This window comes from Micromonospora sp. CNZ296 (assembly GCF_007827635.1).
On sequence record NZ_VISW01000002.1, the window covers coordinates 550,049 to 569,925 of the forward strand.

22 protein-coding genes are annotated in these 19,877 nt (G+C 75.1%); 11 read left to right on the forward strand and 11 right to left on the reverse strand.

Annotated features, from left to right (window positions below):
• Positions 1–8: 8 nt before the first annotated feature.
• Positions 9–1,454, reverse strand: coding sequence for a M20/M25/M40 family metallo-hydrolase (locus tag FB455_RS05270; protein ID WP_030269128.1), 1,446 nt, complete (start codon positions 1,452–1,454; stop codon positions 9–11).
• Positions 1,455–1,554: 100 nt separating this feature from the next.
• Here FB455_RS05270 and FB455_RS05275 point away from each other — a divergent pair, with 100 nt between their 5' ends.
• Positions 1,555–2,853, forward strand: coding sequence for an NAD(P)/FAD-dependent oxidoreductase (locus FB455_RS05275; protein ID WP_013477041.1), 1,299 nt, complete (start codon positions 1,555–1,557; stop codon positions 2,851–2,853).
• Between the two features lie 27 nt (positions 2,854–2,880).
• Here the strand turns inward: FB455_RS05275 and FB455_RS05280 are convergent, their stop codons facing one another.
• From FB455_RS05280 to FB455_RS05290, 3 genes are read right to left on the reverse strand one after another with little or no spacing between them, the layout of a single operon-like run.
• Complete coding sequence (locus FB455_RS05280) at positions 2,881–3,996, reverse strand: AI-2E family transporter (RefSeq protein ID WP_013285981.1); 1,116 nt, start codon at positions 3,994–3,996, stop codon at positions 2,881–2,883.
• A gap of 39 nt (positions 3,997–4,035) precedes the next feature.
• Positions 4,036–4,869: a spermidine synthase gene (locus tag FB455_RS05285; RefSeq protein ID WP_013285982.1), complete on the reverse strand. Its 834-nt coding sequence runs from the start codon at positions 4,867–4,869 to the stop codon at positions 4,036–4,038.
• Between the two features lie 26 nt (positions 4,870–4,895).
• Positions 4,896–5,867, reverse strand: coding sequence for a DUF2267 domain-containing protein (locus FB455_RS05290; protein ID WP_013477038.1), 972 nt, complete (start codon positions 5,865–5,867; stop codon positions 4,896–4,898).
• Between the two features lie 183 nt (positions 5,868–6,050).
• On the opposite strand from FB455_RS05290, the gene FB455_RS05295 reads away from it, so the two are divergent.
• Positions 6,051–6,365 (forward strand): hypothetical protein, encoded by a 315-nt coding sequence (locus tag FB455_RS05295; protein WP_013285984.1) that lies wholly within the window; start codon positions 6,051–6,053, stop codon positions 6,363–6,365.
• A gap of 93 nt (positions 6,366–6,458) precedes the next feature.
• Here the strand turns inward: FB455_RS05295 and FB455_RS05300 are convergent, their stop codons facing one another.
• On the reverse strand, positions 6,459–6,806 hold the full coding sequence (locus FB455_RS05300; RefSeq protein WP_225319670.1) for an STAS domain-containing protein: 348 nt from the start codon (positions 6,804–6,806) through the stop codon (positions 6,459–6,461).
• A 43-nt stretch (positions 6,807–6,849) separates the two neighbouring features.
• Positions 6,850–7,194: an STAS domain-containing protein gene (locus FB455_RS05305; protein WP_013285986.1), complete on the reverse strand. Its 345-nt coding sequence runs from the start codon at positions 7,192–7,194 to the stop codon at positions 6,850–6,852.
• Positions 7,195–7,447: 253 nt separating this feature from the next.
• Here FB455_RS05305 and FB455_RS05310 point away from each other — a divergent pair, with 253 nt between their 5' ends.
• The 5 genes from FB455_RS05310 to FB455_RS05330 all read left to right on the forward strand — a co-directional run bounded on the left by FB455_RS05310 (position 7,448) and on the right by FB455_RS05330 (position 11,797).
• Entirely contained in the window at positions 7,448–9,208 is a 1,761-nt protein-coding gene (locus FB455_RS05310) for a PP2C family protein-serine/threonine phosphatase (RefSeq protein ID WP_145752486.1), read from the forward strand.
• Complete coding sequence (locus FB455_RS05315) at positions 9,205–10,251, forward strand: cobalamin B12-binding domain-containing protein (RefSeq protein WP_145752488.1); 1,047 nt, start codon at positions 9,205–9,207, stop codon at positions 10,249–10,251. Before FB455_RS05310 ends, FB455_RS05315 begins: the two co-directional genes overlap by 4 nt.
• A 76-nt stretch (positions 10,252–10,327) precedes the next feature.
• The gene (locus tag FB455_RS05320) at positions 10,328–10,675 is read left to right on the forward strand and encodes an STAS domain-containing protein (RefSeq protein ID WP_013285989.1); all 348 of its coding nucleotides are present in this window, start codon (positions 10,328–10,330) and stop codon (positions 10,673–10,675) included.
• Between the two features lie 71 nt (positions 10,676–10,746).
• Positions 10,747–11,193 carry a response regulator gene (locus tag FB455_RS05325; protein WP_013285990.1) on the forward strand — a complete coding sequence of 149 codons (447 nt, stop codon included), beginning with the start codon at positions 10,747–10,749 and terminating at the stop codon, positions 11,191–11,193.
• Positions 11,194–11,311: 118 nt separating this feature from the next.
• Positions 11,312–11,797: an ATPase gene (locus FB455_RS05330; protein WP_145752490.1), complete on the forward strand. Its 486-nt coding sequence runs from the start codon at positions 11,312–11,314 to the stop codon at positions 11,795–11,797.
• An 11-nt stretch (positions 11,798–11,808) separates the two neighbouring features.
• Here FB455_RS05330 and FB455_RS05335 read toward each other — a convergent pair whose 3' ends face one another.
• Positions 11,809–12,639 carry a hypothetical protein gene (locus FB455_RS05335; RefSeq protein ID WP_486481500.1) on the reverse strand — a complete coding sequence of 277 codons (831 nt, stop codon included), beginning with the start codon at positions 12,637–12,639 and terminating at the stop codon, positions 11,809–11,811.
• A 364-nt stretch (positions 12,640–13,003) separates the two neighbouring features.
• On the opposite strand from FB455_RS05335, the gene FB455_RS05340 reads away from it, so the two are divergent.
• Entirely contained in the window at positions 13,004–13,942 is a 939-nt protein-coding gene (locus FB455_RS05340) for an endonuclease/exonuclease/phosphatase family protein (RefSeq protein WP_225319668.1), read from the forward strand.
• A 4-nt stretch (positions 13,943–13,946) separates the two neighbouring features.
• On the opposite strand, the gene FB455_RS05345 is transcribed toward FB455_RS05340, so the two are convergent.
• Positions 13,947–14,375 carry an OsmC family protein gene (locus FB455_RS05345; RefSeq protein WP_013285994.1) on the reverse strand — a complete coding sequence of 143 codons (429 nt, stop codon included), beginning with the start codon at positions 14,373–14,375 and terminating at the stop codon, positions 13,947–13,949.
• 80 nt (positions 14,376–14,455) lie between these two features.
• Positions 14,456–15,403 carry a serine/threonine-protein kinase gene (locus tag FB455_RS05350; protein WP_013285995.1) on the reverse strand — a complete coding sequence of 316 codons (948 nt, stop codon included), beginning with the start codon at positions 15,401–15,403 and terminating at the stop codon, positions 14,456–14,458.
• A 128-nt stretch (positions 15,404–15,531) separates the two neighbouring features.
• Here FB455_RS05350 and FB455_RS05355 point away from each other — a divergent pair, with 128 nt between their 5' ends.
• The gene (locus tag FB455_RS05355) at positions 15,532–15,756 is read left to right on the forward strand and encodes a hypothetical protein (protein WP_013285996.1); all 225 of its coding nucleotides are present in this window, start codon (positions 15,532–15,534) and stop codon (positions 15,754–15,756) included.
• Between the two features lie 30 nt (positions 15,757–15,786).
• Here the strand turns inward: FB455_RS05355 and FB455_RS05360 are convergent, their stop codons facing one another.
• The gene (locus tag FB455_RS05360; RefSeq protein ID WP_145752495.1) at positions 15,787–16,584 is read right to left on the reverse strand and encodes an alpha/beta fold hydrolase; all 798 of its coding nucleotides are present in this window, start codon (positions 16,582–16,584) and stop codon (positions 15,787–15,789) included.
• Positions 16,581–17,474, reverse strand: coding sequence for an SDR family oxidoreductase (locus FB455_RS05365; protein ID WP_145752497.1), 894 nt, complete (start codon positions 17,472–17,474; stop codon positions 16,581–16,583). The genes FB455_RS05360 and FB455_RS05365 overlap by 4 nt, the downstream gene beginning before the upstream one ends.
• 134 nt (positions 17,475–17,608) lie before the next feature.
• Between FB455_RS05365 and FB455_RS05370 the strand changes: the two genes are divergently transcribed.
• Both FB455_RS05370 and FB455_RS05375 read left to right on the forward strand, forming a co-directional pair.
• Positions 17,609–18,355: a response regulator transcription factor gene (locus FB455_RS05370; RefSeq protein WP_030269147.1), complete on the forward strand. Its 747-nt coding sequence runs from the start codon at positions 17,609–17,611 to the stop codon at positions 18,353–18,355.
• Positions 18,333–19,865, forward strand: a complete 1,533-nt coding sequence (locus tag FB455_RS05375) for a sensor histidine kinase (protein ID WP_071095283.1) — start codon at positions 18,333–18,335, stop codon at positions 19,863–19,865. The genes FB455_RS05370 and FB455_RS05375 overlap by 23 nt, the downstream gene beginning before the upstream one ends.
• Positions 19,866–19,877 lie beyond the last annotated feature (12 nt).

The window sequence follows — 19,877 nt, forward strand, 5'->3', positions numbered from 1 at the left end:
GGCCGGCCTCAGCTGCCGGGCTTCGGGAAGGCGACCGGGCTGCGGTGCCCGTCCCGGTCGACCGCCCGTACGCCGAAGAACACGTTGTCCTTGGACAGGTCGATGGTCACCTCGGTGACGTCGCCGACCGGCAGCACCTTCTGCCACTGGTCGGCGGTGGTCTCCCGCCACACCACCTCGTACCCGGCCAGGTCCGGCTCGGGCCCGCGCTGCCACCGCAACGTGGTGTCGTTGGTCAGGTTCGTGGTCACCACGGTGACGCTCTTGGGTGTGCCGGGCGCCTGGGCCAGTGACCACAGCGTCGCGGCGTTCACCCGGGCCACCCGGGTGATGTAGCCGAAGTCGCAGAACTCCGGCAGGTCGCCGTACTGCACCCCGTCGACGACCCGCACGTCCTGGTGCTGGTGGGCGAAGTCCTCGTTCGGCTCGGTGAACCGGCCGGCCGGCCAGCCCTCGCGCAGGAACGAGATGTGGTCGCTGCCGCGCAGGTAGCGGTCCCGCCGGTAGATGACGCGCACGTCCATGCCGGTGGCGGAGTTCCCGGCCACGTCGGTGACGAACCGGGCGAGCTGCCGCGACGGCGAGTCGTTCTCGCCGCCGACGGACTGCCGCACGCTCGCCTCGGCCGGGGTCTCGGCGGTCGGCACGCCCTCGGCGAACAACCGCACGGTACGCGGGTCGCGCGTGCCGTCGTCGGCGGTGCTGGACCCGACGATGTCGTTGCTGAACATGGCCTGGACATCGGCGCCGGCCGCCTTCAACTGCGAGGCGAGGTACGCCGAGCCGTACAGTCCCTGCTCCTCGGCTGCGACGGCGGCGAGCACGATGGTGGCCTCGGTGCGGCGGGTGGACAGCACCCGGGCCAGCTCCATCACCACCGCCACGCCGGAGGCGTCGTCGTCCGCGCCTGGTGCGTCGCTGACCGCGTCCATCACGTCGGTCGCCCGGGAGTCGTAGTGGCCGGTGATGACGTACACCCGCTCGGGCGTGACGTCGCCGCGCAGGGTCGCCACCACGTTGGTGATGGTGGTCGGGACGGGGATGCGGGAGGCGGGCTGCTGGACGTACGACTGGAGTTCGACAGTCATCCGGCCGCCGGACGCGGCCGCGTACCCGGAGAGCTGGGCGTGGATCCAGTCGCGGGCGGCGCCGATGCCGCGTACCGGATCGGTCTGGCTGGACAGGGTGTGGCGGGTGCCGAACGCGGCGAGCCGGCGCACGACGGCCTCGATCCGGCGGCCGTCGATCTCGCGCAGCAGCGCGGCCAGCTCGCGGCCGGGCCGCTGCGGCCGGGCCGGACGGCCCGGGCCCGGGGGAGCGCCGGTCGCGGCGGCGGCCGGGGCGGCGGTGAGCGGGGTGGCGACGGCGGCGGCGGTGGCCGCGGCGGAGGCGGTGAGGAAGGTACGCCGGCTGGACCTCGTGGGCCGACCCTCGGCGGTCTCGTGGTTTCCCATCCCGGCATCCTCGCGCCGATCACGAGGAATGTCCATATAGCCGCTGATGGATGGATCACGGGCACGTTTGTCGCAGGTCTGCCCGGGAACGGCAGCAGGCATGACGAAACCACGGGTGGTGATCGTGGGGGCCGGGTTCGCCGGGTACCACGCGGCCAAGACGTTGCGCCGACTGGCCCGCGACCGGGCCGAGATCGTCCTGCTGAACACGACCGACTACTTCCTCTACCTGCCGCTGCTGCCCGAGGTGGCGGCAGGTGTGGTGGAGCCGACCCGGATCGCGGTGCCGCTCGCCGGCACGCTCGACGGCGTCCGCGTGGTGATCGGCGAGGCCGACCGGGTCGACCTGCAGAACCGGTGGGTCGGCTACCGCTCCGTCGAGGGCGACCACGGGCAGCTCGCGTACGACCGGCTCGTGCTCAGCGTGGGCAGCGTCAACAAGCTGCTGCCGATCCCCGGCGTGACCGAGTACGCCCACGGCTTCCGCGGCCTGCCCGAGGCGCTGTTCCTGCACGACCACGTGGTCCGGCAGGTCGAGCTGGCCGAGCTGACCCAGGACCCGGCCGAGCAGCGGGCCCGCACCACGTTCGTGGTGGTCGGCGCCGGCTACACCGGCACCGAGGTGGCCGCGCACGGGCAGCTGTTCACCGACCGGCTGATGGCCCAGCGTCCGCACCTGAAGGTCCGGCCGCGCTGGATGCTGCTGGACGTGGCGCCCCGGGTGCTGCCCGAACTGGACCGGCGGATGTCGGTCACCGCCGACCGGGTGCTGCGCAAACGCGGCGTGGACGTGCGGATGGGCACCTCGGTCGCCGAAGCCACCCCGGACGGGGTGATGCTCACCGACGGCGAGTACGTCCCGACGTGCAGCCTCGTCTGGTGCGTGGGTGTACGCCCCGACCCGTTCGTGGCCGAACTGGGCCTGCGCACCGAGAAGGGCCGGCTGGTGGTCGACGAGTTCCTCAACGTTCCCGGCTACCCCGAGGTGTTCGCCTGCGGCGACGCCGCCGCCGTGCCCGACCCGACCCGCCCTGGGCAGGTGTGCGCCATGACCGCGCAGCACGCCCAGCGGCAGGGCAAGCTGGCGGCGCACAACATCGCCGCCTCGTACGGTCAGGGCGTGCGCAAGTCGTACAAGCACCACGACCTGGGCTGGGTGGTGGACCTGGGCGGCAAGGACGCGGCGGCGAACCCGCTGAAGGTGCCGCTCGCAGGGCTGCCGGCCAAGGCCGTCACCCGCGGCTACCACCTGCTGGCCATGCCCGGTAACCGGCCCCGGGTCGCGGCGGACTGGGCGCTGGACGCGACGCTGCCCCGGCCCGCCGTGCAGCTCGGCCTGGTCCCCGCGAACGCGGTGCCGCTGGAGAGCGAGTCACCGGAGCTGGCCCGCCGCCACTGATCGCCGCACGCACCCGCCGGCCGGCTCTCACCCGCCGGCCGGCGGCCGTTCCGGTGCTCCGGCGCTACCGGCCGCACCTGGGTCGGCCGGTTCGCCGTCGGCGGGCTGCGGCAGCGCCTCCCGCCCGGCGGGCGCGAACTCGCGCAGCAGCACCTGGACGATGCCGGCGGCCGGGATCGCCAGCAGCGCCCCCACCAGCCCGGCCAGCTCGACCGACAGCAGGACGCTGACCAGCACCGTCAACGGGTTCAACCGGACCGCGCGGCCCATGATGACCGGTTGCAGCAGATGGTTCTCCACCTGCTGGTAGACCACGAAGAAGACCAGCACGACGAGGCCGGCGGTGGGGGAGTGCAGGAACGCCGCGCCGGCCGCGGCGAGCGCGCCGAGAGTGGCGCCGACGAGCGGGATCAGGTCGAACACGGCGACCGCCAGCGCGATCACCGCGGCGAACGGCACACCGAGCAGGAACAGTACGACGAACGTCAGACCGCCGCAGATCAGGCTGATCAGCAGGTTGCCGCTCAGGTAGCCGGTGACGATCCGGGACGAGTCACGCCCGATGCGCCGCAGCCGCGCCGCCGCGCCGTCGCCGGTGAGCCGCAGCGTGGCGGCCACGATCTTCGGCGCCTCCAGGACCATCAGGTACGCCAGCACCACCACGGTGACCAGCGCGGCGACCGCCTGGGCCACGCTGCGGACCACCCCTACCGTCGGGTCGCCGAGCCGGGCGCCGTACCGGCGCAGCTGGCCGGGTTCGGCGTAGCGGAGCAGGTGGAAGCGGTCCAGCAGCCGCCCGAGCGGCCCCTGCCCGGCCTGCGCCTCGCGCACGATGTCCGGCGCCCGGTCGGCGAAGCGGCCCACCTCGTCCACCAGCGGCACCACGATCAGCGCGCCGACGGCGGCGAACAGCGCGAACGCGGCCAGGAACACCAGCAGCGTGGCGAGCGCGCGGCGGCGTACCCGACGTTCGAGACGGTCCACGAGCGGTTTGAGGGCGACCGCGAAGAACACCGCCACCAGTCCCCACACCAGCACCCGCCGGGTGGCCCAGACCAGCGCGAGCCCGACCCCGGTGGCGAGGACCAGACCGATCACGATCAGCGTCCGGCGCGCGATGGACCGATCGTCGGCGGCGCTCATCCGGCGCGGCTACCCGTGCTGGGGGTACGGAAACCCGGCTCAGCCCAGGTCGGCGTCGGTGACCGGGTGGGCACCCGCGGCGAACGCGTCGAGCGTCGCGCCGTGCAGCACCGTTCCGGGCACCGGGTCGGCGGCGACGCGGGTGGCGAGCCGGATCACCGGGATCCGGCCCGCCGTGGGCGTGGCGGCGAGCACCACGTTGCCGTACCGGCGTCCGCGCAGCATCCGCCGGTCGGCGACCAGGCAGACGTCGGCGAACACCGCCCGCAGCGTCGCCACCTGTGACCGGGTGTGCGCCAGCGGCGGCAGGTCGGTGAGGTTGATCAGGTAGAGGCCGTCCGGGCGCAGCACCCGGGCCACCTGCGCCGCGAACTCGACCGCCGCCACCTGCGGCGGCATCCGGGCCGCCCGGTACACGTCGGCCACCACCACGTCGTACGTCCCGGACGGCTCCTCGGCGACCGCCTTCCGGGCGTCGCCGAGCGCCACCACCACCTCCGGCGGCAGCCGTGGCAGTTTCCGCCGGACCAGCTCGACCACGCCCGGATCGCGCTCGATCACCCGCTGCGCCGAACCGGGCCGGGTGCTCGCGAGCCAGCGCGGCAGCGTGAGCGCGCCGCCGCCGAGGTGCAGCGCGGTCAGCGCCGCGCCGCGCGGGGCGGCCAGGTCGATCGCGGCGGCGATCCGCCGCACGTACTCGAAGTGCAGGTACCGGGCGTCGGCCACGTCCACGTACGACTGCTCGACCCCGTCGGCCAGCAGCGTGCGCCCGGACGGGCGGGCCGGGTCCACCACGATCTCCAGGGTCTCGGTGTCGTCGTGATCCACGGCGGGACACGGTACCGCGCGGCCACGGGCGGCCCCGGCCCGCATGGGACCGGGGCCGTTCCGCCGCCGGGTCAGCCGGCCGCCATCCCGGCGCCGGCCTCGTCGACTGCCGCGTCCACCCGGTGCGCGAGGTCCACGTCCGCCGCCGTCACGCCGTCGACCTGCTGGGTCCGGACCGTCAGCACGGCGTTGTCCGGGTCGGGACGCCCGATCTGCGGCGAGCGTCCGACGTCGGACTTGAGCCGGTCCAGCCGGTCGAGCACCCGGTCCAGGTTGCCGCCGGGGAGCTCGATCGTGCGCACGAGCGAACGCCTGTCACTGGACCAGTAGGGCAGCGTCGCGAGCGCGTCGCGCAGCTCCGCCTCGGTCAGCGGCGCGGTGGCCGAGGACGCGCCCACCAGGCCGCCGCCGAAGTCGGCCGGCCCGAGCAGGTCACGCAACTCGTCGGGTACGCGCAGCGACTCGACCAGATCCGCGTCGGCCTCGGCGAGCGCGGCGAGCGTCGCCTCGGCCTGGTACCGCGCCTGCTCCGGGGTGAGGCGGCTGTACCGGCCGACCTCGGCCAGGAAGCCGGGCAGGTCGCGGCGGCGTTCCATGCCGTGCACCGGCACCACGTCGTGCAGGGTCAGCGGCACCGCCTCCAGCAGCCGCTCCCGTTCCGTCTCGTCCAGCGCCCGGGCCAGGGCCAGCACGGTGGCCTCCGCCGCGACCCTGGCCGCGGAGAAGTCCACCCCCGCACGCCGGCTCACGTCGTCGACGAGATCCCGGTAGCCCATCGAGACCCCGGGTGACGGTGTCGGGTCCGGCAGCGGGCGCGGCCGCTCCGCGACCGCGGCCGGCGGCGGCGCGGGGCCACCCCGGGTCGTGTCCGGCTTGTGCCGTCCGGCCGGCGGCGGGCCGGACCGGTCGTGCTGGTCCAGCGAGGTGACCTGCTTGGACGCGCTGAGGCTGGCGCCGGTCTGGCTCGGCCGCAGCCCTCGCTCGCGGGCCTCGCGGGCCAGGGCCCGGCGGCGCTGGTTGTCGCCCTCCATCTGCTTGCGCATCGTCGCACCTCGTTCCTGGGTCGGTTGCGCTTGCGCCGACCGCGTTCCCGGCGCTGCCGGGAAGGTAACGGCGGACCGCCCGGCGGACGCTTCATTCGCTGCGGGTGAGGAGCGCTCACCCCGGCGGGCGGCAGGCTCGGACGGACCGGACAACTTCCGACGCACGCGGAAGGGCAGGTCGACATGAAACGGATCGTGGAGATCGTCCCCGCCCGTCCCGGCTGGTACGCCCGTTGGCGGATCGGCCCGGACGACACCCGCTCCTACCCGGTGACCCTCTGGGCGCTGCTGGAGCACCACGACGGCAGTGGACGCGAGGTGGTCGGCGTCGACTGCGTCGGGCAGTGGCCCGGAGCGGACGACGACGACATGAGCGGGGACTTCGTCCGTTATCTGTTCCAGACGCCCGATTCCGGCGCGCCGGAGGACGTCGAGCCTCCAGTCGCGGGGCAGTCGCGCGACGAAGCACCGCACCGGCAGGCCGCGCCCGCCGTCTGAGCCATCCTCCCGGCCCCCGGCCCCTGGTCCCAGGGTCGGGGGCCACCCCTGTCCGCGGGGCGTCCGCCCGTCTCGCGGGCGGCGCCGGCCGGGTCAGCCCGCCTCGCGGGCGCCGCCGGTCAGCTCCTGCGGCGGGGCGGCCAGCAACTCGGCCAGGCCGGTGCGGTCCAGCAGGTGCCTGATCTGCGGGTTCAGGTTCAGCAGGCGGATCGCCCCGGTGCCGGCCCGGTGGATCACCACGAGCGCGCTCAGGCCCGAGGAGTCGCAGAGGTCCACCCCGGCGAAGTCGAGTTCCAGCTCCTGGTGACCGTCGCGGCGCAGTCCGGCCACGGCGTCGACGAGTTCCGGCGCGGTGTCGAAGTCCAGCTCCCCGGCCAGCCGCACCCGGGCGGAACCGGCGTCGAGCCGGTCCACCTCGATGGTCAACATCTGGGAGGGCACGTTCCCATGTTCCCAGCCGGGCACGGCCGGGAAACCCCCGGGGTCACGCGGACGCTGTCGAACCCGGCGCGGCGAGGCCCGGCGCGTCGTCGACCGGCGAGCGGTCGAGCAGACCGGTGACGCCGGTCAGGTCGAGGATGGTCTCCAGGAACCGGGGGACCGACCGCAGCTCGATGGCGGTGCCTGCGTGCTGGCCCTCCCGCCAGGCGTGCACGATCACGGACAGGCCGGTGCTGTCCATGAACTGAAGACCGCCGAAGTCGAACACCAGCGTCGTCGGACGCGCGGTGAGCAGCCGGTCGATCTCGGCGCGCAGCGGGCCCGCCGTGGCGTACGCCAGGTCGCCGCCGACGACGACCACCGGGACGGCCGGGTTCGATCGATCCACGGAGATGCTCAGCGGGCTCGCCTCGGGCCTTCTCCGTTGAGGAACCACGTCACGCCTTTCCGCGGGGTTGCCGGTCGGGCCGGTATTGACAGGATCGTAACAACAGCGCCGTCACCTCGCTGGATGCGCGAGCGGGCCGCAGCGCCGTGGGGTGGCGGTCCCGGCATACCGGCGTAGGGTGGGCGGTGAGACGTGACCACAGGCGCCGGGTCCGGCGCCCCCGGGTGTCGACGAGGAGAGTGGGGCTCAGCTGGTGACTGCTGCCGACGTCAGGGGTGCCGACCCGGGCGACGGACGGATCTCCACGCCGAGCGCCGCACGGGCTCCGGCGTGGTCCGCCGCCGCGCCGGTGCCGTCCGCCCTGCCGCCGCTGGCAGCCGACCACGACCTTACCGTTCCCAACTGGTCCGAGGTGGTCGAGCACTTCCGTGAGGGCCTGGTCGTCTGCGACGCCGACGGTGTCGTCCAGCACGTGAGCCCGGTCGCGGAGCGGCTGATCCCCGAGGTGACGCCCGGCGAGCTGCTGGCCGCGGCCGGCCCGGTCCCGCTGCGCGGCGACGGCCCGGCCGAGTTCACCCACCACGGGCGGCGGCTGCGCGTACGCCCGGTCGCGTTGTCCCACCGACGGCGCTGCTGGTACGTCGACGACGTCACCGAGAGCGTCAGCCGGGCCGACGCGCTGCTCGCCGAGCGGGCCCGCTCGGCGTTCCTCGCCGTGGTCGGCGAGAAGCTCGGCAACCCGCTGCACCCGGACCGGGCCGCCGCCGCCGTGGTGCGCCTGGCCGTACCCACGGCGGCCGACGTGGCGGTCCTCATCCTCGCCCCCCGCTCCGGCCGCGCCCGCTGGTGGCGGGCGGTACGCGCGGACGACCGGCCGCCGGTGGTGGACAGCGGGGTGCTGCCCGCCACGGCGCTCCCCGTGGCCATCGAGGCCGGCCTGGCCGGCGCCGAGCCGCACGAGCTGGACTGGCTGGTCGAGCAGGCCGCCGAGGCGGGCTGGCTGCCCGGCCTGGACACCTCCGGCGCCACCGCCCGGGTGGTGCCGCTGCCCGGCCGGGAGGCGCCGGCCGGGGCCCTGCTGGTGGCCCGGCGCGCCGACCGCTGGTACGACGAGGCCGACGTGGACCTGGTCCGCGCGTTCGCGGCCCGCGCCGGCGCGGCGCTGACCACCGCCATGCTCTACCGCGACCAGGCCGAGGTCGCCGACACGTTGCAGGCCAGCCTGCTGCCGGTCGAGCCGGCCTCGGCGACGGGGGTGCAGTGGGGCACCGCGTACCGGCCGGCGCAGGCCGGTCTGCGCATCGGCGGTGACTTCTACGGCTCGCACCGGCTCGCCGACGGCGGCTCGGTCTTCTTCCTCGGCGACGTGTCGGGCAAGGGCGTGGAGGCGGCCGTGTTCACCGGTCAGCTGCGCCAGTGCCTCCAGGCGTTGCACCGGGTCGAGACCCAGCCGGGACGGCTCCTGAAGCTGCTGAACGACGCGCTGCTGGAGACCACGCAGGCGCACGGGCAGGGCCGGTTCGCCACCATGGTGCTCGGCGTGGCCCGGCCGCACCGCGACGGCGGCCTGACGCTGACCCTGGCCGGCGGCGGGCACCTGCCGCCGCTGGTGCTGCGGGAGTCCGGCGAGGTCGAGGTGGTGCCGTTGCGCGGCATGCTGATCGGTGTGGTGCCCGATCCCCGCATCGGCGAGGTGACGGTGCACCTGGCGCCGGGGGAGACCTGCCTGTTCTACAGCGACGGGGTGACGGAGGCGCGCGGCGGCCGGCGCGGTGACGAGCAGTTCGGCGCCGAGCGGCTGCTCAACGCGGTGACCGGCTGCCACCGGATGCCCGCGCCGGCGCTCGCCGAGCGGGTCGAGCAGGTGACCTGCGACTGGCTCGCGCACGGCGATCACGACGACATCGCCGTGCTGGCGCTGCGGGCCACCGGCCCGGCCGGGCGGGCGCCGCGGCACCTGCACGCGGTGCCGGATCCGGCCGTGACCGAACGAACGAGGGAGCTGTTCGCGTGACCGTGCCGACCGTCGAGGCCGACCCGGGCCATGCCTTCCCCCGCTATCTGGAGTGCCTGGCCGACGCCGACGAGTCCGCCGCCGTGTCGGTGGCCCGCGGGCTGCTGGAGGCGGGCGTGCCGGCCGAGCGGGTGCTGCTGGATCTGGTCGCCCCGGCCCAGGCCGAGGTGGGCGAACGCTGGGCCCGCAACGAGTGGAGCGTCGCCCAGGAGCACGCCGCAACCCACATCAGCGAGCGGGTGGTGGCCGCTGTGGCCGCGTACGCCGATCCCCGCCCGACCCGCGGGCGGATCGTGATGGCCTGCATGGACGGTGAGTGGCACGCGCTGCCGGCCCGGCTGGTGGCCGAGGTGCTGCGGCTGCGCGGCTGGCAGGTCGTCTTCCTCGGCGCCAGCGTCCCGGCCGCGCACCTGGTGTCCTACCTGCACCGTTACGACGCGGAGGCGGTGGCGCTGGCCTGCGCGCTGCCGATGCGGCTGCCGCACGCCCACCGGATGGTGGAGGCGTGCCGCCGCTCCGACGTGCCGGTGGTGGTCGGTGGCCGGGGCTTCGGCGACGACGGCCGCTGGGCCCGCGTGCTCGGCGTGCCGTGGGCGCCCGACGCGCCGGCCGCGGCGGACCTGGTGGCCGACGAGCGGGCGCTGCGCGAGACGCCGCCCGCGCGGCTGGATCACCTGGCCGACGACGAGTACGTCAGCCTGGTCAAACGGCGCGGCGAGCTGATCGACAGCGCCCTGGCCGACCTGCGCGAGCGGGTGCCGTCGACGGCCGGCTACACCCCGGCGCAGGTCGACTCCACGATCAGCGACCTCGGCTACATCGTGGACTTCCTGGCCGCCGCGCTCTACGTGGACGACGCGACGCTGTTCACCGGGTTCGTCGAGTGGCTGGTGGAGATCCTGGTCAGCCGCGGGGTGCCGGCGGGCGCGGTCGGGCTGACGCTGGAGCACTATGGACAGCAGCTGCGCGACTTCCCGCGCGCGGCCGCCTTCCTCGACCGGGGGAGGGCCCTGGTGGGCGGGTTGTCGGCGGCGGGCCGCTGACGGGCGCCGGGCCGGCCGTCGCATATACTTGCACCACTGCAAGGGTTCGCCTGCGGTGGGAGCGAGAGGGGCCACTGTGACGTTCACCGTCACGTACGCCCAGCGGGACGGGGGCGGCGTCTGCCTCCGGCTGGCCGGCGAGCTCGACCTCGGCACGGCCGGAGAGTTGAGCTCGGCGATCGACCGGGTGGTGGCGGAGGGGCACCGCGAGCTGCTGCTCGACCTCACCGAACTGACGTTCTGCGACTCCACCGGCATCGCGGCCTTCGTCCGGGGGGACAACATCGTCGCCGCCGACGGCGGCTGGCTGCGGCTCACCGGGGCGACCGGCCGGGTGGCCCGGGTGCTCCAGGTGACCGGGCTGGCCGAGGTGCTCCACCGCGGCCTCGACACCGCCGACCCGACCGCGCCGGCCGCCTCCTGATCCGGTACATTTCCCCGCCAGCAGCCGGCCGTGCGGCCGGACGCCCTCCTCACCACGAAGCAGGTAAACCGATGGGTCAGACCAGCCCCAGCCCCGTTCGCATCCTGGTGGTGGACGACGACCCGGGTGACGTCCTGATGATCGAGGAGGCGCTGGCCGACTCCGACGTCGACAAGGTGATCGACGTGGTCGCCGACGGCCAGGAGGCGATGGAGTTCCTCCGCCGCGAGGGCCGGCACACCGAGGCGCAGCGCCCCGACGTGATCCTGCTCGACCTGAACATGCCTCGGATGGACGGGCGGCAGGTGCTCGGCGAGGTCAAGGGTGACGAGAGCCTGCGGACCATCCCGATCGTTGTGCTCACCACCTCCAACGCCGACACCGACGTGGTCAGCAGCTACACGCTCCAGGCCAACGCGTATGTGACGAAGCCGATCGACCTGGACGACTTCAACGACGTGGTACGCCGGATCGACGAGTTCTTCGGACGGGTGGTCGTGCTCCCGAAGCACCCGTAGGGGCGGGAAGTCCGGGCCTCCGCATCCTGAACATTTTGCGGGAACGGCCGCGCCCGGGAGCGCGGGGACCGCAGGATCGGCAGGTGGGGACGCGCACCGGCTGCCTGGGGGGCGACGCATGAGGTTCTCGGTGGTGGAGACCGGCTACGACAGGCGGCAGGTCGACGCCTGTCTGGACGAGCTGAGCCTGCGGCTGGGTCGGCTGGCGGCGCGAGCGGAGGGCGCCGCCGGGGCCGGCCGGGAGTGGGACCAGATCCGGTCGGACGCCGTGCACCTGTGCGACTTCCTGCATCGCCGTACCGCGCCGGTCGAGACGGCCGCGTCCCACCCGTCCGTCGCCGAACGGGAGGCCGCCGAGCTGCTGGCGCAGGCTCGCGCCGAGCTGGAGGCCGCACGTGAGGAGGCCCGCCGGTTGCGGGAGGAGGCGTACGCCGAGGCCGTGCGGGCGCGCCGCGAGTTCGAGGCGGCCCTGCTGGCGCGCCGCCGCCGGGAGTCCCGGGTCGACGAGATCCTGGCCGGGGCGCGGGGCGAGCGGGTGGCGGTGGACACCCCCACCGCCGCGGCGAGCGTACGGCCCGGTGGCGCCGGGCGCAGCTCCGCCTGACCGGCGCCGGGTCAGACCAGCGCCGACACCACAGTCGTGGCGCGCTTCTCGTGCCGGGCGTACGCGTCGGGGTAGGCGGACACCTGCACCGCCTGGGCCGCGGCGGTGACGCTCATGTCCTCCCAGCCCGGCACCTCGCGCAGCGCGGTGTAGAAGGCCCGGGCCGCGTACGCCGGCCGCATAAGCTGGGCGACGGTGCCCCAGCCGCTGCTGGGCCGCTGCTGGAACAGCCCGACCGAGTCGTGGTCGGAGCCGCTGCCCTGGTGCGGGTGGTCGAAGGACTGCGGCACCACGTCGCTGGCCAGGTTGTAGAGGTTGCTCTCCTGCATGGCGGTGGCGACTGCGACGACCAGGGCCCGGCGGGGCATCTTCATCTCCCGCCCCACGTCGACGATGGCCTTGGCGTTGTCCATCTGCCGTTGGTCCAGGCCGGCGACCGGCCGGGGGCGCTCGGGCAGCACGGGCTTGCGCGGCGGCTTCCTCGTCGCCGTGGCGCCGGGCGTGGGAGCCGGCGGCGGCAGGGCCGCGGCGGCCGGTGGCGCGACCCGGGTGAAGTCGCGGGAGGCGCGCTGGTCGGCGGCGGCCCGGTCGGCGACCGCCTCGCGTACCTCCAGGTGCGCCGGGCCGGTCTCGCCGACGCCCGCCACGCCGATCAGGCCGAGGCAGCAGGTGACGCCGGTGGCCACCGCGATCCGGCCGGGCACGGACCGGGCCGGGCCGCGTCGTGGCGGTTCCGGGGCGCGGTGACGCCCCACCCTCCGTTCGGCTGATGCCGGGTCAATCGTTCGGCGAACCGGGCGGTTGGCGGGCAACGGCTGATGATCGGGGTCGTCGGGGTGCACCCGCCGAGGCTAGAAAGCTTCCGGCCCTTTGCCATCGGGGTGATTGGTGGCATGCGCCACAATCTGCCGGATTCGCGGGCGACATCAGGGGTGGCGGATCAGGAAAACCGCTAACCGTGCGTACCCGGAAGAATGCCTATGTCGGTTTCGGTGGTGCGAAACGGACGCCGAGCCGACCCGGCGGCGGCCGACGCCCGGCTCCACCGTTCGGCCGAGGGTGCCCTGGTCGGCCGTCTCTCGCCCGCCGGCGGTCCGCCGACTCGCCGCGATCGACTCCTCGCGATCCGGCGGCTCGCGGTGCGAGGACCGTGGATCATGGCGACGCCGCCGCGCGGCGACCCGGGCGCTCGATACGATTCCGACGGTGACGCAGCGGATGGTCGACGAGCGCCCGCCCGGCCCCCGCAGCCGGCGCGGCGCCGTCGTCATCGTCTGCGCCGTGCTGCTCACGCTGCTGCTGGCCGGGCACCGGCTGGTGCCGAACGTCCACGGCCTGGGCAGCCTGGTGGACAGCGTCACCCCGCTGCTCGGAATCGCCGTACCGCTGCTCGCGCTCGCGGCGCTGCTGCGCCGCTCCCGGCCGGCGCTGCTGGCGGTGCTGCTGCCGGCCCTGGTCTGGGCCGGGCTCTACGGCCGCGCGTGGCTGCCCCCGGCCGCCGGCGCGGACGGCGCCGCGGTCCGCGTGGTCAGCCAGAACCTGCGCGTGGGCAACCCCGACCCGGCCGCCACCGTCGGCGCGCTCACCGGCGACGCCCCGGACCTGATCGGGCTCCAGGAGGTCGCCGACGGCGACCGGGTGGCGTCCGTGCTGGCCGAGCGCTACCCGCACCGGGCGGTGGTGTCGACTGTCGCGCTGTGGAGCCGGTGGCCGATCCGCGAGGCGCACGGTGTCGACACCGGGCTGGGCTGGGACCGCGCGCTGCGGGCCGTGGTCGCCGCGCCTCAGGGCGACCTGGCCGTGTACGTGGTCCACCTCGGCTCCGCGCGGGCCGGGCACACCGCCACCCGGGACCAGACCGTCGCCGCGCTCGCCGACGCCGTGCGTGCCGACCCGGCCGACCGGCTGGTGGTGCTCGGCGACCTGAACACCGCCACCACCGACCGGGTCTTCGACCCGCTGACCCGGCTGCTCGGCGACGCGCAGGCCGAGGCCGGGCAGGGATTCGGGTTCACCTGGCCGGCCGGGCTGCCGGTCACCCGCCCGGACCACGTCCTCTACCGGGGACTGACGCCGACCGCCGCCGGGGTGCTGCACACCCCGGACAGCGACCACCGCGCGGTCACCGCCGGCTTCCGCTGGTGAGATCTCAGTGCCGGCCGTTCTCCGCCGGGGTCACGGTGAGCCGGTGCCGGCTCGGGTCGCCACTGGAGAACGGCCAGAGCCGGTCGGCGTACGCGACCAGATCGGCCAGCTGGTCCCGGGTCAGTCCCGCCGAGGAGATCTCGGCGTGCACGTCGGCCCGGTAGCGGCCGTCGTCGTCGCGGCCCAGTTTCGCCTCGGCGGTCACCTGCACGGTGTGCGCCTCGTCGGTGATCTCCCCGGCCGCCTCCACCGCCGCGTGGTGCAGGCAGGAGGCGAACGCCGCGGCCAGGAGCTGCTCCGGCGTCAGACCGGTGCAGTGCGGCGCCAGCGGGGACGCCAGGGCGGAGGAGAGCCCGCCGTCGTCGGTGCGTACGTGACCGCCCGCCGCGGTCGCCGTGGCCGTCTCGGCCAGCCAGGAACTCGGATCCGGCATCGCGTTCCTCCCGTCACTCACCGGACCGCGTTCCCGGACCCCGAGCGGCGAAACCGCGCCCGAGCAGCCAGTAGGAGTGCTCAGCGGACCCGGCCGCTGGTCGCGGCGTCGACGGCCATCGCCTCGGTGGCCTCGGCGGCGGCCCGGCTGGTCCACGGCGACACCTGCGGCAGGCGCTGCCGGGGCAGCATCGCGGTCATCGGCACGTAGACCCGGGCGTCCACGGCCTCGGCCAGCAGCAACGCGGCCATCGGGCTGGTCGGCCGGGCGCACGGGTCGGCGTCGAGGCAGCGGCGGACGAGCTCGGCCACCTCGCCCGGCAGGCCGGGAACCTCGGGCAGCGGGCGGGGCGGCCGGCGGCGGCGCGACCCGAGCAGCTGGGTGGTGGTGCCGGCCTCGTACGGCAGTTCACCGGTGAGGCAGTAGTACAGCAGCACGCCCAGGGCGTACATGTCGGCGGCCGGGGTGGCCGGCCGGCGGTCGAGCTGCTCCGGCGCCAGGTACGCCGGGGTGCCCACGACGACGCCGTCCGGAGTGTGGTCCGGTGCGCCGGCCGGAGTGGCGATGCCGAAGTCGAGCACCTTCACCCCGCACGGGGTGAGGATCACGTTCGCGGGCTTGACGTCCCGGTGCACGATGTCGTGCGCGTGCGCGGCGGCGAGCGCGGCGCACACCTCGGCGCAGACCCGTACCGCGATCCGCCAGTCCAGCGGCCCGGTGCGCAGGTGCGCGGCGAGCGTCTCGCCCTCGGCCAGCTCCATCACGATGTACGGCACCGGGCGTCCGTCCGGCAGTGTCGCGGTGCCGAAGTCGTGCACGCTGGCGACGTTCGGGTGCACCAGCCGTGCCGCCGAGCGTGCCTCGGCCCGGATCCGTTCCACCGAGCCGGCGTCGCCGTCCAGTGCGGGCGAGATGAGCTTCACCGCGACGGTCCGGTCCAGCACGCGGTCGTGCGCGCGCCACACCTCTGACATGCCACCCAGGCCGGCTCGCTGTTCGAGCTCGTACCGCCCGCCCAGCGTCCTCATCGCCACTCCTCGCCTCGTCCGGTGCCCTCCGGTCCCGCTACCCGGCCCCGGAGCTGTGCAAACCGCCGAGGGTCCGCACCGCGGCGGGGTAGCTTCGCGGCGAGGGCGTCGACGGACGGAGGGCAGCGGTGGCCGTGGTGCGCGTACGGTTCGTCGGCGGACCGGCCGACGAGCTGACCCGGGACCTGCCCGCCGGGCCGGACGGCGCGCCGCCGCCCCGGTGGGTGCTGCGTCATCCGGAGGAACCGGCCGAGGGGGTGGCCGACCACCTCTACGAGCGCGACGACCACGCGTCGCCCGGCGGCTGGACGATGCGGTACGTGCACACGTTCCCGTTCGGCGCGACCGAGTGAGGTCGTCTCGCAGCGGCCGGACGCGGCGCGTCAGGCCGGCCGGACGCCGGTGGTGCCGAGGATGACCGAGGCGACCAGCTCCGGGTCGTCGTGCATGGGCACGTGCCCGCAGCCGGGCAGGTCCAGGTGCCGCGCGGCGGGCAGCCGGGTACGCGCCAGCGCCGCCTGCCGGTACGGCAGGATCCGGTCCCGAGTACCCCACGCGACTGTGACCGGCACGGTCGGCGCGCCCGCGTAGGCGTACCCCCGGCCGGCGCGGGCGACGGCGCGGAACGCCCGTGCCTGGCGCAGCGCGCGGGCGTCGGCGAGCGCGTCGTCGAGGGCCATCCGGTTGGGCCGGGCCAGGATCATGCCCATCGCCAGCATCCGCAGCGCGGGCGCGGCGAACAGGCGGCGCAGCACTGGTTCGGGCAGCCGGGCCGCGTTGCGGTGCAGGGCGAGCACCGTCAGCGCCCAGCGCAGCTCGCGCGCGGTGCAGAACCCGGCCGGCGACAGCGCGGTGGCCGAGGAGACCGCGCCGATCGCGGCCAGTTCGAGGGCGATCGCGCCGCCCAGGCTGTTGCCCGCGACGTGCGGGCGTTCCAGCCCGAACGCGCCGAACAGCTCGACCATGGCGGCGGCCAGCCCGGGCATGTCGGCGGGCAGCCCGGCCGCGGGCACCGGGGAGCGGCCGAAGCCCGGCAGGTCGACGGCGATCACGTCGTGCGCCTCGGCGAGGCGATCCAGCACCGGACGCCAGGCGGCCCAGTGGTGACCGATGCCGTGCAGGAGCACCAGCGTCGGCCCGGTGCCCCGCCGCTCGTAGACGACGTCCACCGGCGCGGTCACGGCCGCCCCTGCGGCGTGCTGGCGCCGAAGCCCCGGCCCAGCGCGCGGGACTGCTCCTCGATCAGCGGGACGGTGGCCCGGGCGGTGCGGCCCACCAACCGGTCGGCCAGCGGGCTGACCAGCACCGATCGCATCGCCTGCACGCCGGCCACGGCGCGCGGCACGTACACCCGTCGGCTGCGGCGCTCGATCGCCCGGACGAACGCCTCGGCGCACTCGGTCACCGTTGTGGTACGCCGCAGCGGCCAGGGCAGCTTCGCCAGCGCCGTGGAGAAGGCCGGCAGATCGGCGCGCGCCTCGCGGACCAGGTCGGTGTCCACCCACGACGGATGGGCGGTGCCGACCGTCACGCCCCGGTGTGCCAGCTCCAGCCGGACCGCGTTGCCGAACTGCTCGACGCCGGCCTTGGAGGCGCAGTAGGCGGCCATGCCGGGCAGCGCGGCGAACGCCGCGGCCGAGGAGACGATCAGCAGATAGCCACCCCGGTCGACGAGCGCGGGCACGGTCGCCGCCGCGGTGCGCATCACCCCGATCAGGTTGACCTCGACGGTACGCACCAGCGCCTCGACGTCGCCGACGGCGATCGTGCCTCGGTTGGCCACCCCGGCGTTCGCCACCACCGCGTCGATCCCGCCCAGCGTCGCGAGTGTCCCGTCCACCGCCGCGGCGAGGGCGTCCTGGTCGGTGACGTCGGCGGCGAACCAGGCGTGCCCCGGGCCCAGCTCGGCGGCGAGCGCGGCGAGCCGGTCGGGTTCCAGCCCGACGAGGGACAACCGCGCGCCGCGCGCCGCGGCGAGGCGGGCGGTGTGCTCGCCGATGCCCCGGGCCGCGCCGGTCACCAGCACCACCTTGCCGGCCAACCGGCCGGAAAAACGACCATCGATGGACATGCCGGGAAGTTACCACCGGGTAGCCCCGGTGCGGAAGACCCGTCGACCTGGCCGGATCGCCGCCGCGCGGCGCGCACAGCTGGTACACAGGATCGGGACAGCCCGCCGACAGCGGGTCCGCCCACGATGGGGGCATGGTCATGAACGCGCAGTCCGCGCAGGGTCGCATCGAGCTGCGCCGACCGGACGGCGAACCGGTGCGGGTGCTCGTCGTCGACGACGAGCCGACACTCACCGACCTGCTCTCGATGGCGCTGCGGTACGAGGGCTGGCAGGTCGCCACCGCCGGCAGCGGCATGGCGGCTGTCACCACCGCCCGCCAGTTCCGCCCGGACGCCGTGGTGCTCGACGTGATGCTGCCCGACCTGGACGGCTTCCAGGTGCTGCGCCGCCTGCGCGAGCAGTTCCCGAGCGTGCCGGTGCTGTTCCTGACCGCCCGCGACGCGGTGGAGGAACGCGTCGCCGGGCTCACCGTCGGCGGCGACGACTACGTCACCAAGCCGTTCAGCCTGGAGGAGGTGATCGCCCGGCTGCGCGCGCTGCTGCGCCGTTCCGGCTTCGCGGTCGCCGCCCGCCAGGAGGCGGTGCTCACCGTCGGCGACCTCACCCTCGACGAGGACAGCCACGAGGTACGCCGCGGCGACGACCTGATCACGCTCACCGCCACCGAGTTCGAGCTGCTGCGCTACCTCATGCGCAACCCGCGCCGGGTGCTCAGCAAGGCGCAGATCCTCGACCGGGTGTGGAACTACGACTTCGGCGGCCAGGCCAACGTGGTCGAGCTGTACATCTCGTACCTGCGCAAGAAGATCGACGCGGGCCGCGCGCCCATGATCCATACGCTGCGCGGGGCGGGCTATGTCCTCAAACCCGCCGAGTGACAGGGGCGGCCGGCTGCGCCGCCGCCTGGCCGGCTGGTCGCTGCGCCGCCGCCTGGTGCTCTCCGTGGTGGCGCTGCTCGCGCTGGTGAGCATCGGCATCGGCGGCCTGACCACAGTCGCGCTGCGACACTTCCTGATCGACCAGATCGACAACCAGCTCACCTTCGGCGACCGGCGGCCCGCCGACTTCGAACGCTGGGCCCGCCGCGGCGTCGACCCGCCGCGACCGGACCAGCGGCCCACCCCGCCGGACTCCGACGAGGTGGCGCCGGACCCCCCTGGCGGCTTCCCGCCGGGCTCGATCGCCGTCCGGGTGCCCGCCGCCGCCGAACCCGTCGGCCGGGTCCGGTCCGGAAACGGCGACAGCGAGGAGGTGCCCGCCGCCGACCTGACCGCGCTGGCCCGCGTACCCGTCGGCGACCGCCCGCACACAGTCGTCGTCGGCGACCGGGGCGACTACCGCGCGATCGCGCTCCCGTCGCCGCGCGGCGACGGCGACGTGCTGGTCCTCGCGATCCCGCTGGCCCAGGTCGACGACACCGTCATGTGGATGCTCGTCGCGCAGGCCGGGGTGATCGGCGCCGGCCTGGTCATCGCCGGCGCCCTCGGTCTGCTCATCGTCCGGGTGACGCTGCGGCCGCTCAACCGCGTCGCCGCCACCGCCGCCCGGGTCACCGAACTGCCGCTCGACCGCGGCGAGGTCGCCCTGTCCGTGCGGGTGCCGGCCGCCGACACCGACCCCCGCACCGAGGTCGGGCAGGTCGGCGGCGCGCTCAACCGGATGCTCGGCCACGTCGCCGCCGCGCTCGCCGCCCGGCAGGCCAGCGAGACCCGGGTACGCCAGTTCGTCGCCGACGCCAGCCACGAGCTGCGCACCCCCCTCGCTGCCATCCGCGGGTACGCCGAGGTGGCCCGCCGGGGCCGCCAGGAGGTGCCGCCCGACGTGGCGCACGCGCTGCGCCGCGTCGAGTCGGAGAGCACCCGGATGACGAGCCTCGTCGACGACCTGCTGCTGCTGGCCCGGCTGGACTCCGGCCGCCCGCTCGCCGCCGAGCCGGTCGACCTGACCGCCATGGCCGTGAACGCGGTCAGTGACGCGCACGTCGCCGGGCCCGACCACCGCTGGCAACTCGACCTGCCCGACGAGCCGCTCACCGTCACCGGCGACGCCCACCGGCTGCACCAGGTGCTGGCGAACCTGCTGGCGAACGCGCGGGTGCACACCCCGGCCGGCACCACAGTCACGGTCCGGCTCGCGCCCGCGCCCGGCGGCGTCGAACTACGCGTCACCGACGACGGGCCGGGCATCCCGGAGCAGTTGCAGCCGGAGGTCTTCGAGCGGTTCGCGCGCGGCGACACCTCCCGCTCCCGCGCGCAGGGCAGCACCGGCCTGGGCTTGGCCATCGTCGCCGCCGTGGTGGAGGCGCACCACGGGCGGGTCGACGTGGTCAGCCGGCCCGGCCACACCGCGTTCACGGTCTGGCTGCCCGGATCCACAGCCGACGCATAGGCCGCTCACGGG